Origin of the sequence: Halopseudomonas xiamenensis (assembly GCF_014219065.1) — a bacterium.
Lineage (GTDB): Bacteria > Pseudomonadota > Gammaproteobacteria > Pseudomonadales > Pseudomonadaceae > Halopseudomonas > Halopseudomonas xiamenensis.
On sequence record NZ_JACLGO010000002.1, the window covers coordinates 27,577 to 43,399 of the forward strand.

General features: G+C 63.0%; 15 protein-coding genes. 10 read left to right on the forward strand and 5 right to left on the reverse strand.

Annotated elements, in window-relative coordinates:
* Positions 1-558 carry a TadE/TadG family type IV pilus assembly protein gene (locus tag H6X51_RS01475; RefSeq protein ID WP_185265753.1) on the forward strand — a complete coding sequence of 186 codons (558 nt, stop codon included), beginning with the start codon at positions 1-3 and terminating at the stop codon, positions 556-558.
* Positions 559-643: 85 nt separating this feature from the next.
* On the opposite strand, the gene H6X51_RS01480 is transcribed toward H6X51_RS01475, so the two are convergent.
* Positions 644-1,381: a response regulator transcription factor gene (locus H6X51_RS01480; protein ID WP_185265754.1), complete on the reverse strand. Its 738-nt coding sequence runs from the start codon at positions 1,379-1,381 to the stop codon at positions 644-646.
* 361 nt (positions 1,382-1,742) lie between these two features.
* Between H6X51_RS01480 and H6X51_RS01485 the strand changes: the two genes are divergently transcribed.
* The 3 genes from H6X51_RS01485 (at position 1,743) to H6X51_RS01495 (ending at position 5,838) form a co-directional block, all read left to right on the forward strand.
* Positions 1,743-3,371 carry a tetratricopeptide repeat-containing response regulator gene (locus H6X51_RS01485; RefSeq protein WP_185265755.1) on the forward strand — a complete coding sequence of 543 codons (1,629 nt, stop codon included), beginning with the start codon at positions 1,743-1,745 and terminating at the stop codon, positions 3,369-3,371.
* Positions 3,368-4,060, forward strand: a complete 693-nt coding sequence (locus H6X51_RS01490; RefSeq protein WP_185265756.1) for a sensor histidine kinase — start codon at positions 3,368-3,370, stop codon at positions 4,058-4,060. Before H6X51_RS01485 ends, H6X51_RS01490 begins: the two co-directional genes overlap by 4 nt.
* A gap of 119 nt (positions 4,061-4,179) precedes the next feature.
* The gene (locus H6X51_RS01495) at positions 4,180-5,838 is read left to right on the forward strand and encodes a long-chain-fatty-acid--CoA ligase (protein WP_185265757.1); all 1,659 of its coding nucleotides are present in this window, start codon (positions 4,180-4,182) and stop codon (positions 5,836-5,838) included.
* A gap of 206 nt (positions 5,839-6,044) precedes the next feature.
* On the opposite strand, the gene H6X51_RS01500 is transcribed toward H6X51_RS01495, so the two are convergent.
* Positions 6,045-7,067, reverse strand: a complete 1,023-nt coding sequence (locus H6X51_RS01500; protein WP_185265758.1) for an NADP-dependent oxidoreductase — start codon at positions 7,065-7,067, stop codon at positions 6,045-6,047.
* 146 nt (positions 7,068-7,213) lie between these two features.
* Entirely contained in the window at positions 7,214-7,750 is a 537-nt protein-coding gene (locus H6X51_RS01505; RefSeq protein WP_185265759.1) for a gamma carbonic anhydrase family protein, read from the reverse strand.
* A 137-nt stretch (positions 7,751-7,887) separates the two neighbouring features.
* Here H6X51_RS01505 and prlC point away from each other — a divergent pair, with 137 nt between their 5' ends.
* Positions 7,888-9,927, forward strand: coding sequence for an oligopeptidase A (gene prlC, locus H6X51_RS01510; protein ID WP_185265760.1), 2,040 nt, complete (start codon positions 7,888-7,890; stop codon positions 9,925-9,927).
* Positions 9,924-10,199 (forward strand): YheV family putative zinc ribbon protein, encoded by a 276-nt coding sequence (locus H6X51_RS01515; protein ID WP_185265761.1) that lies wholly within the window; start codon positions 9,924-9,926, stop codon positions 10,197-10,199. The genes prlC and H6X51_RS01515 overlap by 4 nt, the downstream gene beginning before the upstream one ends.
* A 162-nt stretch (positions 10,200-10,361) precedes the next feature.
* On the opposite strand, the gene H6X51_RS01520 is transcribed toward H6X51_RS01515, so the two are convergent.
* Positions 10,362-11,006, reverse strand: coding sequence for a hypothetical protein (locus tag H6X51_RS01520; RefSeq protein ID WP_185265762.1), 645 nt, complete (start codon positions 11,004-11,006; stop codon positions 10,362-10,364).
* Positions 11,007-11,335: 329 nt separating this feature from the next.
* On the opposite strand from H6X51_RS01520, the gene coxB reads away from it, so the two are divergent.
* Genes coxB through H6X51_RS01540 form a run of 4 tightly spaced genes read left to right on the forward strand, consistent with a single transcriptional unit; the run spans position 11,336 to position 15,568 of the window.
* Positions 11,336-12,460, forward strand: coding sequence for a cytochrome c oxidase subunit II (gene coxB / locus H6X51_RS01525; RefSeq protein WP_185265763.1), 1,125 nt, complete (start codon positions 11,336-11,338; stop codon positions 12,458-12,460).
* 11 nt (positions 12,461-12,471) lie between these two features.
* Entirely contained in the window at positions 12,472-14,055 is a 1,584-nt protein-coding gene (gene ctaD / locus H6X51_RS01530) for a cytochrome c oxidase subunit I (RefSeq protein ID WP_185265764.1), read from the forward strand.
* Positions 14,056-14,073: 18 nt separating this feature from the next.
* Positions 14,074-14,643, forward strand: a complete 570-nt coding sequence (locus tag H6X51_RS01535; protein ID WP_185265765.1) for a cytochrome c oxidase assembly protein — start codon at positions 14,074-14,076, stop codon at positions 14,641-14,643.
* A gap of 28 nt (positions 14,644-14,671) precedes the next feature.
* Positions 14,672-15,568, forward strand: a complete 897-nt coding sequence (locus H6X51_RS01540) for a cytochrome c oxidase subunit 3 (RefSeq protein WP_185265766.1) — start codon at positions 14,672-14,674, stop codon at positions 15,566-15,568.
* A gap of 15 nt (positions 15,569-15,583) precedes the next feature.
* Here the strand turns inward: H6X51_RS01540 and H6X51_RS01545 are convergent, their stop codons facing one another.
* Positions 15,584-15,793 carry a DUF2909 domain-containing protein gene (locus H6X51_RS01545; protein WP_185265767.1) on the reverse strand — a complete coding sequence of 70 codons (210 nt, stop codon included), beginning with the start codon at positions 15,791-15,793 and terminating at the stop codon, positions 15,584-15,586.
* Between the last annotated feature and the right edge of the window lie 30 nt (positions 15,794-15,823).

Sequence of the window (15,823 nt, forward strand, 5' to 3'; positions counted from 1 at the left end):
ATGTCCTTTATCAGATATCGCCAGAGCCGACACCAAGGAAGGTCCGGACTGCGGCGTCAACAACAGGGCGCAGTTGCCATCGAATTCGCCGTACTGTTCATGGTGTTTTTCGCCGTGCTATACGCGATCGTCGCCTACAGCATCCCTCTGCTGCTGACCCTTACCTTCAATCATCTCAGCGCAGAGGCAACCCGCGCGGCGGTCAGGATTGATCCGGCAATTGGGCTGGTGGCCTATAAACAATCTGTCAGCAAGGTTGTGCAAGATACCGTGGACAGCAGTTGGCTGCCGGAGAGCTGGGTAGACGATGAACGCTGTGCTCCTCCTGCCGATACCGGACTGCAATGGATAAATCTGGAGACCAGCCACGCTCTTCTCGCAACGGAGGCCCTGGGCACCGTAGAGCGTATGCAACTGCATGTCTGCCTGCAACGCGAATACAACCGCAACAACGCCATCATCCCGATATTGACCGTATTCGGTGTCGATATCCCCAGCCTGCCCAAGGATGAGGACGGCAACACCATCCTGCGCGGGCGCTCCACCATCCGCCTATAAATCCGCGCGCCCCGGTCCGCGTTCAGGCGCTACGCCGGAGTGGCCTGGCAGCCATGTCGTCGAGCGACAACCCCGGGTTGGGGCGCTACCGACGCCCACCCAGAGCCAGCGCCAGCAAGGTGCGGTTGTGCATGTTGGTGGCCCGCAGCACCTGGGAGACATACAGCTTGACGGTGTTTTCCGAGATGCCCAGCTCGCAGGAGATCTGGTAGTTGGTCAGCCCCTGGGCCAGCAGCTCGGCCACTTCGATCTGGCGCGGGGACAGCTTGGCGCAGCCGGGCAGGTCGGTGACCGACATCCTGCCGGCGACTGGCTCCGGCTCGGCGGAGGGATGGCTGCCACTCAGGGTTTCCACACCCTGCTGCAATTCCTGCAAGGAGTCGCTCATCTCCTTGAGCCGTTCGCCAATGGCACCCAGCTTCTGTGCTGCCGCACGCTGGCGTACCGCCCCCTGCAGCCGTTTGACGCCGGTCAGCAGGGCCTGCAGATCCAGTGGCTTCTGGTAGTAGTCGGAAATACCCGCACGCAGGGCGTCGATGACGTCTTCCTTATCGGCGTCACCGGTGAACAGAATGCTTTCGAATAGCCGATCCCGGGATTTGGTTCTACCCAATAGACGAATGAGCTCGATGCCGTTGATCTCCGGCATTCGGTAGTCACTCAGCACCAGGCCGATGCTCTCGTCATCATGGAACAGGTTGATGGCCTCTGTGGAGTCAACACAGCTGACGCACTCTATCCCATGCGACTCCAGAAACTCGGTCAACTCTTCGACAATGAAAGGCTCATTGTCGACAATCAGCACTTTGTTCAGATCATTCATGTTGCCGCCAATTCCGTCCTGCTCACCCTACCCAGTCTGCGCCTGACAAACAGGCCAACAGCCAAGCCATGAAGCTGAAAAACGCAGGGTTGCGGCCATTATAGGCACCGTGACGCAACTTATGGGTAATTTATCATTCAAAATTTGTTCCGGCCCAAATGCTCACCACAGACCTGGCAATTCGACAGTATTTGATGAGCCAGTCCCGCCGCTGTCGACAATCGCTCGCCCCAAGCAATGCATCCCCGCCAGGCCGATCTGCTGCCATACTGGCCATATTACCGGGCACGCATCGCGGAATAATGGCAATATGCCTTGACGACCACCCTGCTGGCCGCAAGGCACCTGTTCGGACCCCGATATGATCGACTACAGCCATAAACGTTTCCTGATAGTGGACGACTTCACCGACTTCCGCTCCGCCTTGAGCGGCATGCTGCGGCAGATGGGGGTGAATGACATCGATGCGGCGACCAATGGCGAGGAAGCCCTGGCGCTGTGTCGCAAGAACCACTACGACGTGATCCTGCACGACTACAACCTGGGCAAGGGCAAGAACGGCCAGCAGGTGCTGGAAGAGCTGCATCACGACCGCCTGCTCGGTCCGCACTGTGTTTTCATCATCATCTCTGCCGAGAGCAGCCAGGCCATGGTCATGGCGGCGCTGGAGTGCGAACCGGACAGTTACCTGACCAAGCCCTTCAACCTGGCCAGCCTGCAACAGCGCCTGGATCGGCTACTGGGCATGAAAAGCGTGCTGAAACCGGTGCTGGAGGCGCAGTGGCAGGGTGACTGGCGCGGTGTTCTGGAAGCGTGCAGCCGCATCCTTGCCGAGCACCCGCGCTATGCACCGCAATGCCGTCGGCACCAGGTCGCTGCCCTGGCAGCGCTGGGGCGTCGCGAGGAGCAGGCAAAACTGTTGCAGATGTTGATCAGCGAGCGCCCGCTGCCCTGGGCGCTGGTCGCGCTGGCCGATCTGTGGCGCGAGAACGGCCAGCTGGAGCAGGCCCAGGCGCTGTATCTGGACGGCATTCGCCAGTTCCCGATGATTCCAGCGCTGTATGACGGCCTGGCCGCCACCGAACTGGCCCTGGGCAATCCGCAGGAGGCGCAGCAGCAGTTGCAGCAGGGGCTGCGTATCTCACCCAACTCGTTGCTGCGCCAGGAGCGCATGGGCGAGCTGGCGCAGCGCAACGATGATCATGAGCAGGCGGCGCGGGCCTTTCGCCATGCGGTGGAACTGGGCCGCAATTCGCTGTTCCGCAATCCGGAGAACCACCTGAACCTGGTCTCCAGCCTGCAGGCCCAGGCCGGTGACAACGTGCTCGGACAACGGGTGCTGGGCGAAATCCGCCAGACCCTCGGTGAACTGGATCGTACCTGGCGCGACGATCCGGCGCTGGCAGTGCGTTCGCGACTGGCCCAGGCCGAAACCCTGGACAAGGCCGGGCAAGGCGCCGAGGCGCGCCGGCTGGCGGAGCAGGCGGTGGCACAGTTGGCCGAGCTGGAGGGTTTCTTCAGTGCCCCGGCGGCGCTGCGCGTGGCCGAACAGTTGCGCGCGCTGGGCCAGCCGCAGCAGGCCGACAGCGTACTGGGCAGCTGCGCCGAGATGTATGGCGACGATCCGCAGGTGCTGGCCGAGATCGCCACTCACACCGATGACCCGGCGATTCTTGCAGCAGGCTCCCAGGCCCTGGAGTGGAACCAGCAGGCCATCCTCCTCTATCAGCAGAAACAGTATCCCGAAGCCCTGCAGTTGTTCCGCCAGGCACTGGCCAGCCAGCCACGCAATATCAGCTTTGCCCTGAACACCGCCCAGTCGCTGCTGCGCCTGCTGGGCCGGCAGCCCGCGGCGCAGTTGCAGGAAGAGCCCGCGACAGGATTGCTGGACGAATGCCGCGACTGCCTGCAACGCGCCAGCCACATGCCTCCCGGCGATCATCGTCAGGAACGCTACCGCAAACTCCGTGAACGACTGGAGGCACTATGAACGACAGGGATCACCAGGGGCTGGATTTTTCCACCGTACTGGCCTCCACCGTGCACGACATGAAGAATTCCCTGACCCTGCTGATGCAGAGCTGGAACCAGTGGCTCGAGCGGCTGCCGCCGGAGCTGGCCGAGTCCGGCGAGCGTGGCGTGATCGAGTACGAGTCGCTGCGCCTCAACGGCATGCTGATGCAGATGCTCGGGCTGTACAAACTGCAGATCAATCAGCTACCGCTGCGCCCGGACTGGGTGGAGGTCGAGGAGCTGCTGCAGGAGCAACTGGCCCGCCATGCCGACATCCTGCAGGCCAGGGGCATCCGTGGCAGCTGCAGCGTGGAGGGCGCCGGATTGTTCTTCATGGATGCCGAGCTGATCGGTTCGGTGATCGGCAACGTGATCAACAACTCCATTCGCTACGCCCACTCGGCGATCCACCTGCAGGCCAGCCTGCACGGCGACATGCTGTTGCTCACGGTGAACGACGACGGCCGGGGTTATCCGGCCGACATGCTCGGGCGCTACGGCACCGGCACCCGCGATGCCGATGTCAGCAATGGCAGTACCGGACTGGGGCTGTATTTCGGCCAGTGCATCGCCAGCCTGCACCAGCGTGATGGCCAGTGCGGTTACATCGAGCTGGACAATGGCGGCACGCTCGGTGGCGGTGAGTTCCGTTTGTACCTGCCGTGAACAGCCCTGGCTTATGACCCATCAACACCGTGGGTTCTGACGGTTTCCCGGCTGCCCGCCGCATGCTTAGCTTGTCCGCTTCGACAATTATAAAGACCGTCTGCACGGAGTCCCTGCGTATGTTCGATCGTCATTACGCCGTCTGGCCCGACCTGGTGCCGCACTTCCTCGACCTGCCGGCCACCAGCCTGTATTCCAACCTCAGCGTGTCCGCGCTGCGTTATCCACAGCACCCGGCGATCATCTACTACGGCAGCACGCTGACCTATGCCGAGCTGGAGCGCGAGGCCGAGGCGCTGGCTGGCTACCTGCAACGCGCCGGGGTGCAGGCCGGCGACCGGGTGTTGCTGTACATGCAGAACAGTCCGCAGTTCGTCATCGGCTTCTATGCCATCCTGCGCGCCAATGCGGTGGTGGTACCGGTCAACCCGATGAACCGCAAGGCCGAACTGGAGTACCTGATCGCCGATACCGAAGCGCGGGTGGCGCTGTGCGGCCGCGAGTTGCTGGACAATATCAGCGGCCTGCTGGGCAACACCGGTCTGCAGGAAGTGCTGGTCAGCGCCTATGGCGAGTATGTTCGCGAGCCGACCGACCTGGCCCTGCCCGAGGCAGTGACGCTGTCCGCCGATATACCCGACCAGCCTGGCCTCACCGCCTGGCAGCAGGCGCTGGATGCGGCCTACGAGCCGGGCCCGCTGACCGCCGGGCCGGACGACCTGTGCGTGATCCCCTACAGCTCCGGTACCACCGGCAACCCCAAGGGCTGCGTGCATACCCACCACAGCGCCATGGCCACCACGGTGTATTGCTCGGTGTGGGGCAACAGCCAGCACGGCGGCGTACAGTTGGTGTCGGTACCCATGTTCCATGTCACCGGCATGCAGGTGTGCATGAACGCTTCCATCTACCTGGGCGCCACCCAGGTGATCATGACCCGCTGGGATCGCCGCACCGCCGCGCAGCTGATCGAGCGCCACGGCATCACCGCCTGGCGCAACATCCCGACCATGGTGGTGGACCTGCTGTCCGACCCGCAGATCGAACAGTACGACCTAAGCAGCCTGCAGGCCATCGGCGGCGGCGGTGCGGCAATGCCCGCGGCCATCGCTGCCAAGCTGGAGAGCAAGCTGGGCCTGAGCTATTCCGAGGGCTACGGCCTGTCGGAAACCCTCAGCGCCACGCACATGAACCCGCCGCTGGCAGCCAAGCCGCAGTGCCTGGGCATTCCGATCATCGGCGTGGACTCGCGGGTGGTGGATGTGGAAAGCCTGCATGAGCTGGGTGTCGGTGAGGTCGGCGAAATCATCCTGCGTGGCGAGCAGCTGTTCCAGGGCTACTGGCGCCGCCCGGAGGCCACCGAGGCGGCCTTTGTCGAGCTGGACGGCCAGCGCTTCTTCCGCACCGGCGACCTGGGCTACTACGACGAGCAGGGCTACTTCTTCCTGGTCGACCGGGTCAAGCGCATGATCAACGCCTCCGGCTACAAGGTCTGGCCGGCGGAGGTCGAGTCGCTGCTGTACAGCCACCCGGCGGTGCAGGAGGTATGCGTGATCTCGGTGCCGGACGAGCGACGCGGGGAAACGGTCAAGGCGGTGGTGGTGCTGGCGGCAGGCCAGGAGAACACCCGCGCCGAACAGATTCTCGACTGGTGCCAGGCCAACATGTCGGCCTACAAGTGTCCGAAGCTGGTGGAGTTCGTCGACAGCCTGCCCAAGTCACCCGCCGGCAAGATCATGTGGCGGGCGCTGCAGGAAGCGGAGTGGGCGAAGAGCTGATGGCAATGGGGTGTAGCGCACCTGCGCTACGCCTGCGGAGATGGAGCGGTTACGGTCCTGTCGGCGAGCAGGTGCTCGCCAACCCCAGCAAGGCCGAGCAATGAAGCCCCCTTGGAGCTGTGGGAGCCGCGCCCCACGGCGAAGCTTTCGCGCCGAGGGCGGCGCTCCCACAATGGCTGTAGTGAGGACTCCACAGGCAGACAGGCTCAGTCGGCGATATGCACCAGCTGCTTGCCAAAGTTCCTGCCCTTGAGCATGCCCTTGAACGCCTCGACGGCATTCTCCAGGCCTTCGGCCACCGTCTCGCGATACTTGATATTGCCGCTGGCGACCTGCTCGGCGAGCAGCGTGGTGATTTCCTGGTGGCGGTCCTGCCATTCGGTGACCAGGAAGAAGCGGTGCTCCGGCGGGTTCTCCAGCTTGCCGAAGATATGGAAAGGCGTTTCCACCTTGCTCGCGTCCTCGGCATTGTAGGCCGATACGTAGCCACAGATCGGCACCCGCGAGCCGGGGTTGAGCAGCTTGGCTACCGCGCGGCTGACATCCCCGCCGACGTTCTCGAAATACACATCGATACCCTTCGGGCAGGCCGCGGCCAAGTCCGCTTCCAGGTTGCCGGCCTTGTAATCGACGCAGGCATCGAAGCCCAGCTCCTCGACCACGAAGCGGCACTTGTCCGCACCGCCAGCCACACCCACCACCCGGCAACCCAGTTGCTTGGCGGTCTGGCCGACCACGGTGCCGACCGGGCCGGAAGCTGCCGACACCACCACGGTCTCACCCGCCTGGGGTTTGCCGACATACACCAGCCCGCAGTAACCGGTACGCCCCGGCATGCCGGCCACACCCAGGTAAGCCTGCAGCGGCACGCCACGCGGCTCGATCTTGTAGATCATCGGCGCATCGCCCGGTACGATGCAGTACTCCTGCCAGCCGGAATAGCAGGTGACCAGGTCACCCTCGCTGTAGTTCGGCGACTTCGATTCGATTACCCGGCCCACACTTTCACCGACGATCACCTCGCCGATGCCGATCGGGTCCATATAGCCCTTGGCATCGTTCATCCGCGGGCGCATGTAGGGGTCCAGCGACAGCCACAGGGTCTTGATCAGCACCTCGCCGTCACGCAGCTCGCGTACCGGGCTTTGCGCCAGGACCAGGTCACCGTCGCGTATTTCCCCCTGGGGGCGCTGCTCAAGAATTATTTTTCGATTGATAAGGGCAGACATGCTCAAGGCCTCCGAGCTGTAGATGGATGGGGCACAGGGCCCGTTCCAACCGAGCATAAACCACAGTGCCCGTCGGGCGGGGTGTTATTCATGTCAATGATTGCCTGTCAGTACCAGGCCGGTGTCGCCCTCTCCCCCGGCTCTTATCATGCTTGCTGTTGCAGATACTGGTCCTTCAACCGCACATAGTTGGCTGCGGTATAGGGAAAGAACTCCCGCTCGCGCTCGCTCAGGGGGCGTATTTCCTTGGCTGGGCTGCCCATGTACAGGTAGCCGCTGCGCAGGGTCTTGTTGGCCGGCACCAGGCTGCCGGCACCGAGAATCACCTCGTCCTCGATCACCGCCCCGTCCATGACGATGCTGCCCATGCCGATCAGGATGCGGCTGCCGACCGTGCAGCCGTGCAGCAGCACCTTGTGGCCGATGGTCACGTCATCACCGATGGTCAGCGGATAGCCATCCGGGTTGAACGGTCCGGCATGGGTGATGTGCAGCACGCTGCCGTCCTGCACGCTGGTACGCGCGCCGATGCGGATGCGGTGCATGTCGCCACGAATCACCGCCGCCGGCCATACCGAACAGTCATCGCCCAGTTGCACATCGCCCAGCACCACGGCGCTGGGGTCCACGAACACGCGCTCGCCCAGTTGTGGCGCCTTGCCTGCGAATCCACGTATATTCATCATTTGCCCCTTGAATTGCCCGGCTGTCGCCATCATCTATTCGGTATTGTCTCCCCGGCCGCGCCGGGTGCCAATGGCCCGCTGGTTCGCTACCATGGGCGCATTGTACGAACCCACGCTATTCAGGAAACCCCGCCATGTCCAATCCGCTGTTGCAAGCCTATGATCTGCCACCGTTCAGCCAGATCAAACCGGAACAGGTCAAGCCGGCCATCGAGCAGATCATCGCCGACAGCCGCGCGCAATTGGACAGGCTGCTGGCCAACCCGCCGGCGCAGTGGAGCTGGGCCACACTGATCGAGCCGCTGGACGAGATGGGAGAGCGCCTGAGCCGCGCCTGGTCGCCGGTCAGCCATCTGAATGCGGTGATGAACAGCCCCGAGCTGCGCGACGCCTACAACGGCTGCCTGCCGCTGCTGAGCCAGTTCTCCACCGAGATGGGCCAGAACCAGGCGCTGTATGCAGCCTATCGCCAACTGGCTGAGAGCGACGGCTTCGCCGAGCTGGACCCGGCGCAGCAGACCATCATCGAACACGCGCTGCGCGACTTCCGCCTGTCCGGTATCGCCCTGCCTGCTGAACAGCAGAAACGCTACGGCGAACTGCAGATGCGCCTGTCGGAGCTGCAGAGCCGCTTTTCCAACCAGTTGATGGATGCGACCCAGGCCTGGACCAAGCACATTACCGACCCCGACCAGCTCGATGGCCTGCCCGAATCCGCCCTGGCCCAGGCCAGGCAGGCAGCCGAGGCGCGCGAGCTGGACGGCTGGCTGATCACCCTGGAGTTCCCCAGCTACTACGCGGTGATGACCTATGCCAATGACCGCGCCCTGCGCCAAGAGGTCTATACCGCCTACTGCACCCGCGCCTCGGACCAGGGGCCGAATGCCGGCGACAACGACAACGGTCCGCTGATCGCCGAGATACTGCAACTGCGTCAGGAGCTGGCCAGCCTGCTGGGCTTCGGTAACTATGCCGAGCTGTCGCTGGCTACCAAGATGGCTGACAGCACCGATCAGGTGCTAGGCTTTTTGCGCGACCTGGGTCAGCGCAGCCGGCCGTTTGCCGAGGCCGACCTGCAGGCATTGCGCGACTTCGCCGCCAGCCAGGGCTGCGACGACCTGCAGAGCTGGGACACCGGCTACTACGCCGAGCAGCTGCGTCAGCACCGCTACGCTATCTCCCAGGAGGAATTGCGCCCCTGGTTCCCGGTGGACCGGGTGCTGCAGGGCATGTTCGATATCGTTGGCCGGCTGTACGGTATCGAGCTGCGCGAAGTCGCCGAGTTCGATCGCTGGCATGCCGATGCGCGGCTGTTCGAGGTGCTGGAAGGTGGCCAGGTGATCGGCCGCTTCTTCCTCGACCTGTATGCACGCAGCCACAAGCGCGGCGGTGCCTGGATGGACGGCGCCCGCGATCGCCGGCGCCTGCCCGGCGGCGAGCTGCAACGCCCGGTGGCCTATCTGGTGTGCAATTTCACGCCAGCTGTGGGTAATCAACCGGCGCTGCTGACCCATGACGAGGTCACCACGCTGTTCCACGAGTTCGGCCATGGCCTGCACCACCTGCTGACCCGGGTCGACTACCCGGCGGCTTCGGGCATCAATGGCGTGGCCTGGGATGCGGTAGAGCTGCCCAGCCAGTTCATGGAGAACTGGTGCTGGGAGCCCGAGGGCCTGGCGCTGATCTCCGGCCACCACGAAAGCGGCGAGCCGCTGCCCGGCGAACTGCTGGACAAGATGCTGGCGGCGAAGAACTTCCAGTCCGGGCTGGGCATGTTGCGCCAGATCGAATTCTCGCTGTTCGACTTCGAGCTGCATGCCCAGCCCGGGCGCAGCGCCCGGGAGGTGCTGCTGGCAGTGCGCGAGGAGATATCGGTGATGTCACCACCGGCGTTCAACCGCTTCGAGAACGGCTTCGCGCATATCTTCGCCGGGGGCTATGCCGCCGGTTACTACAGCTACAAGTGGGCGGAAGTGCTGTCGGCCGATGCCTTCTCCCGGTTCGAGGAGGAAGGCATCTTCAACACCGGGACCGGACAGTCGTTCCGCGACAATATCCTGGCCCGCGGTGGCAGCCGCGAACCCATGGAGCTGTTCGTCGCCTTCCGCGGCCGCGAACCTTCGGTGGACGCGCTGCTGCGTCACAGCGGCCTGAGCGAGGAGCAAGCGGCATGAACCAGCCGAACGAACCGGTAAAACGCTTCATCGCCGGGGCCGTTTGCCCGGCGTGCAGCAGGATGGACACCATCCGCATGTACCAGCAGGACGGCATGTCCCACCGTGAATGCGTGGAATGTGGCTATGCCGACAGCCTGGATGAACGCGGCAATTCAGTGCCGAAGGAAGTGCCGACGCGGGTAACCATACAGCCCTCGAGCAAACCGGCGGCCACCTCGCATGTGGCGCAGTTCTATCCGAATCCGAAGCTGAAGAAGAAGGACAGCTGAGTTTTCCGGCAGGCCCGCTATCGCGCCGGGGCGGCACGAAGCCGCCGTCATTGCGAGCCCGCAGGGCGCGGCAATCCATGGGTGCCGGCGACTCCGTGCCTGTGGATTGCTTCACCGCATTGCGGTTCGCAATGACCGGGAGAGAGATGGCCCCGACAGGCGCTAGAGATTATCCCGCCAGGTCAGTCCCAGGCCCAGTTCCTCGGCCATGTTCGGCCAGCGCCGCCACATCTCATGCCGGTCCTGCTCACCAACACCCGCCTTGTACGCCAGAAAGGCCGGACTGTTGAATACTTCCTCCGGCAACAGCCCCGCCACCGCCTCGTATACTGCCGCATCCAGCTGATTGGCATATTCCTCACCGAGCAGGTCGTGCACGATCAGGTTGGCCCGGGTATTGTTCATCGGGATCAGCGACTCGCCGCCATGGGCAACATAGCGGTCATTCACCTCCTCCACCAGGCGATGGGCCAGGTAGGCCTCGTCGAGCAGCAACAGCAGTCCGTTCTGGCTCTCGGCCACCTCCGGCGGCCGCAGGAAGAACTCCTCGGCCACCTTCAATACCGGTATCAGCTGCGCCCGCAGCTTGGCGTGATTGGCCACCGATTGCGCCGCCTCCAGCATGTCCGGCACCCGCTCGACATAGGCTTGGATAAAATTGAACAGCGTGGTGGCGGCATCATCGCGCGTGCGGATGGTGCGGTGCAGTTGCGGCAGCTTGCGTGCCAGCCAGCTGCGCAGTTCCTCATCATTGTTTTCATTTTCACGCGCGGTCCTGACACGCTCGCGTAACTCGGCAATCTTCATAGGCACTCCGGTGATGGCGAGTCAGGCGGCTCGCCGGTAAGGCATCGTTATTTGGCTGGAAGTGAAGCTAGCAGAGGGCCTGCATATCGTCAAAGTGACTCGACGACGAGCCGAATGCAGGATTCGCCAAGCGGGGTCCGGCTTCGCGGCAGGCTCGGGCCGAGAGCCAATTTCTTACATATTCGCGGCATTCTCCCCTTGACAATTTAATGAAAAATTAGACTCAAGAGGATTGCCATGATCGCCTTCAGGTCTATACTCGGTTCAGTCTGGTGCAGCTTCGCAGGCGCACCTGCGGTGATAAAAACAATAAATAAGGGGAAACCGGGATGTTGCGACATGCACACACCTGGCTGGGTGGCCTGTTTCTGACTGCACTCGGCGGGAATGCCAGCGCGAGCTGGACAGTTAACATGAGTCCGGGGGCAACGGAAGTCAGCCGTTCGGTCTTCGATCTGCACATGACCATCTTCTGGATCTCGGTGGTCATCGGCGCGATTGTCTTCGCCGTGATGTTCTGGTCGATGTTCATGCATCGCCGCTCCCGGGGGGCGGTGGCGGCCAAGTTCCATGAAAACCTCACCGTCGAGATCCTGTGGACGGTCATTCCCCTGCTGATCCTGATCGGCATGGCGATACCGGCGACCAAGACGCTGATCGAGATCTACGACACCGAGGATGCCGACCTCGACATCATGGTCACCGGCTACCAGTGGCGCTGGCAGTACAACTACCTGGGCGAAGACGTCAGCTTCATGAGTAACCTGGCGACCCCGCGCGAGCAGATCGCCAACCAGGCCGCCAAGGGCGAGCACTACCTGCTCGAGGTAGACGAGCCGATGGTGGTGCCCACGGGACAGAAGATCCGCCTGCTGATCACTGCGGCCGATGTCATCCACTCCTGGTGGGTGCCGGCGCTGGCGGTGAAGAAGGACGCCATCCCCGGCTTCGTCAACGAATCCTGGACCCGCATCGACGAACCCGGCATCTACCGTGGCCAGTGCACCGAGCTGTGCGGCCGCGACCATGCCTTCATGCCGATCGTGGTGGACGCCCGCACGCCCGAGGACTTCGCCACCTGGCTGGCCGAGAAGAAGGCCGCGGCCGCCGCCGAGGCCGAACTGACCAGCAAGGAATGGACCCTGGAGGAGCTGATGGAGCGCGGCCAGCGCGTCTACACCAGTACCTGCGTGGCCTGCCACCAGGCCAACGGCGAGGGCCTGCCGCCGATGTTCCCGGCGCTCAAGGGCAGTGACATGGTGCTCAACGACGTGGCCGCGCACATCAACGTGGTGGTCAATGGCGTGCCGGGCACATCGATGGCCGCCTTCGGCCGGCAGCTGTCGGAAGTGGATATCGCCGCCGTCATCACCTATGAGCGCAACGCCTGGGGCAACGACACCGGCGAGGTGGTCGCGCCCATCGATATCCTCAACTTCAAGAACGGCCAATAAGGAGACCTGTCATGAGCGCAGTGATCGACAATCATCACGCCGACCATGCCCACGGTCCGGCCAAGGGCTTGATGCGTTGGGTACTGACCACCAACCACAAGGACATCGGCTCGATGTACCTGTGGTTCAGTTTCGCCATGTTCCTGCTCGGCGGCACCATGGCGATGGTCATCCGCGCCGAGCTGTTCCAGCCCGGCCTGCAGTTGGTGCAGCCGGAACTGTTCAACCAGATGACCACCATGCACGGCCTGATCATGGTGTTCGGCGCGGTGATGCCGGCCTTCGTCGGGCTGGCCAACTGGATGGTGCCGCTGATGATAGGCGCGCCGGACATGGCCCTGCCACGGATGAACAACTTCAGCTTCTGGCTGCTGCCGGCGGCCTTCGGCCTGCTGGTTTCTACCCTGTTCATGGAGGGGGGCGGTCCCAACTTCGGCTGGACCTTCTACGCCCCGCTGTCCACCACCTACGGGCCGGAAAGCACCACCTTCTTCATCTTCGCCATCCACCTGGCCGGTATCAGTTCGATCATGGGGGCGATCAACATCATCGCCACCATCCTCAACATGCGTGCCCCGGGCATGACCCTGATGAAGATGCCGATGTTCGTCTGGACCTGGCTGATCACCGCCTTCCTGCTGATCGCGGTGATGCCGGTGCTGGCCGGGGTGGTGACCATGATGCTGATGGATATCCACTTCGGCACCAGCTTCTTCAATGCCGCCGGCGGTGGTGACCCAGTGCTGTTCCAGCATGTGTTCTGGTTCTTCGGCCACCCCGAGGTGTACATCATGATCCTGCCGGCCTTCGGCGCGGTGAGCATGATCATCCCCGCATTCGCCCGCAAACCGCTGTTCGGCTATACCTCCATGGTCTACGCCACCGGCGCCATCGCCTTCCTGTCCTTCGCGGTATGGGCGCACCACATGTTCACCGTCGGCATCCCGCTGACCGGCGAGCTGTTCTTCATGTACGCCACCATGCTGATCGCCGTGCCCACCGGGGTGAAGGTGTTCAACTGGGCGACCACCATGTTCCGCGGCTCGCTGAGTTTCGAGGCGCCCATGCTGTTCGCCGTGGCCTTCGTCATCCTGTTCACCATCGGCGGCTTCTCCGGGCTGATGCTGGCCATCGCCCCGGCGGACTTCCAGTACCACGACACCTACTTCGTGGTGGCGCACTTCCACTATGTACTGGTGCCGGGGGCGATCTTCGGTATCTTCGCCTCGGCCTACTACTGGTTGCCGAAGTGGACCGGCCACATGTATGACGAGGTGCTGGCCAAGACGCATTTCTGGATGTCCTTCATCGGCATGAACCTGGCCTTCTTCCCCATGCACTTCGTTGGCCTGGCTGGCATGCCGCGGCGGATTCCCGACTACAACATGATGTTCGCCAACTTCAACATGGTGTCATCGGTCGGTGCCTTCATGTTCGGCGCTACCCAGTTGCTGTTCCTGTTCATCGTCATCAAGTGCATTCGCGGCGGCAAGTCGGCTCCGGCCAAGCCGTGGGATGGTGCAGAGGGTCTGGAGTGGACGGTACCGTCACCGGCGCCCTACCACACCTTCACCACACCGCCAGAAGTGAAATAACAGAGACGGGAGGTTGCCATGAGTGAAGAAGGTCTGAGCACCGCGAGTCTGATCAAGCGCCTGCTGCTGCTGGTGGTCGGCATGTTCGCCTTCGGCTTCTTGCTGGTACCCATCTACGACGTGATGTGCCAGGCCTTCGGTATCAATGGCAAGACCGCCGGCTCGGCCTGGCAGGGCCAGGAGCAGGCGGTGGACATGCAGCGTGAGGTGCGCGTGCAGTTCGTCTCCAATAATGCCGAGGGTATGCGCTGGTCGTTCGGCCCGGAAGATAACGAGATCGTGCTGCACCCCGGGGAAACCCGCAGCATGAACTTCCTTGCCCACAATCCGACCGACCGGGTCATGGTGGCCCAGGCCATCCCCAGCGTGGCACCGTCACGGGCGGCGGCATTCTTCCACAAGACCGAGTGCTTCTGCTTCACCCAGCAGGTGCTGCAGCCGGGGGAAAGCGTGGAGATGCCGGTGCGTTTCATCGTCGATCCGGCTCTGCCCACTGACGTTCGCCGCCTGACCCTGGCCTATACCCTGTTCGATGTCACCGAACGCATGGCACCCAGCCTCGACCTGGCCGCTGTGCACCGTAACTGATTCAGGCTGCCGATAAGGAGAACAACAGATGGCAAGTCATGAAAAACACGAGCTGTACTACGTACCCGCGCAGAGCAAATGGCCGATCGTCGGCTCCATCGGCCTGCTGGTCTCGGTATTCGGTGCCGGTACGCTGATGAATGGCCTGAGCAGCGGCTCAGGCGCCTCGCCGGGCCAGTACATTCTCTACGCCGGCCTGCTGATCCTCGTCTGGATGTTCTTCGGCTGGTTCGGCAACGTCATCCGCGAGAGCCGCCAGGGCCTGTACAGCCCGCAGATGGACCGCTCGTTCCGTATGGGCATGACCTGGTTCATCTTCTCTGAGGTGATGTTCTTCGCCGCCTTCTTCGGCGCGCTGTTCTATGTGCGTATCCTCGCCGGTCCCTGGCTGGACGGGGTCGGTGAAAAGGGCTCGAGCAGCATGCTCTGGCCGGAATTCAACTTCTCCTGGCCGCTGGTCAACAACCCCGACCCCGGCGCCTTCCCCGGCCCGCAGGAGACCATCAGCCCCTGGCAATTACCGCTGATCAACACCCTGCTGCTGGTCACATCCAGCGTCACCCTGACCCTGGCCCACCATGCCCTGCGCGCCAGCAAGCGTAAGGCCCTGAAGAACTGGCTGCTGCTCACCGTGGTACTGGGGGTGATCTTCCTCGGTCTGCAGTTGGCCGAATACGTGCATGCCTACAACGACCTGGGGCTGACCCTGCGTTCCGGCATCTACGGCTCGACCTTCTTCATGCTCACCGGTTTCCACGGCTTCCACGTGACCATGGGCGCGATCATTCTCACGGTCATGCTGATCCGCGTGCACAAGGGACACTTCACCCCGGACAATCACTTCGGCTTCGAGGCCGCCGCCTGGTACTGGCACTTCGTCGACGTGGTCTGGGTGGCGCTGTTCATCTTCGTCTACGTGCTGTGAGCCGAAGCGCCGTGGTCAGTGCAGCCACGGCGCACCCCATTGCAACTGCCCGGACCACAGGCCCCAGGCGATCAGCAGCACCACCAGCACGGTCAGGCTGATACGTATGCTCAGGGCGTTGAACAGACGCCCACCGGAGCTGGCGTCACGCAGGAACAGGGCGCCACTGAACAGACTGACAACGATGGCGGCGAGCAGCAGTACGATGATGACTTTCAACCACATAAGCGATGGTCCATGTTCAATAGAATGTCC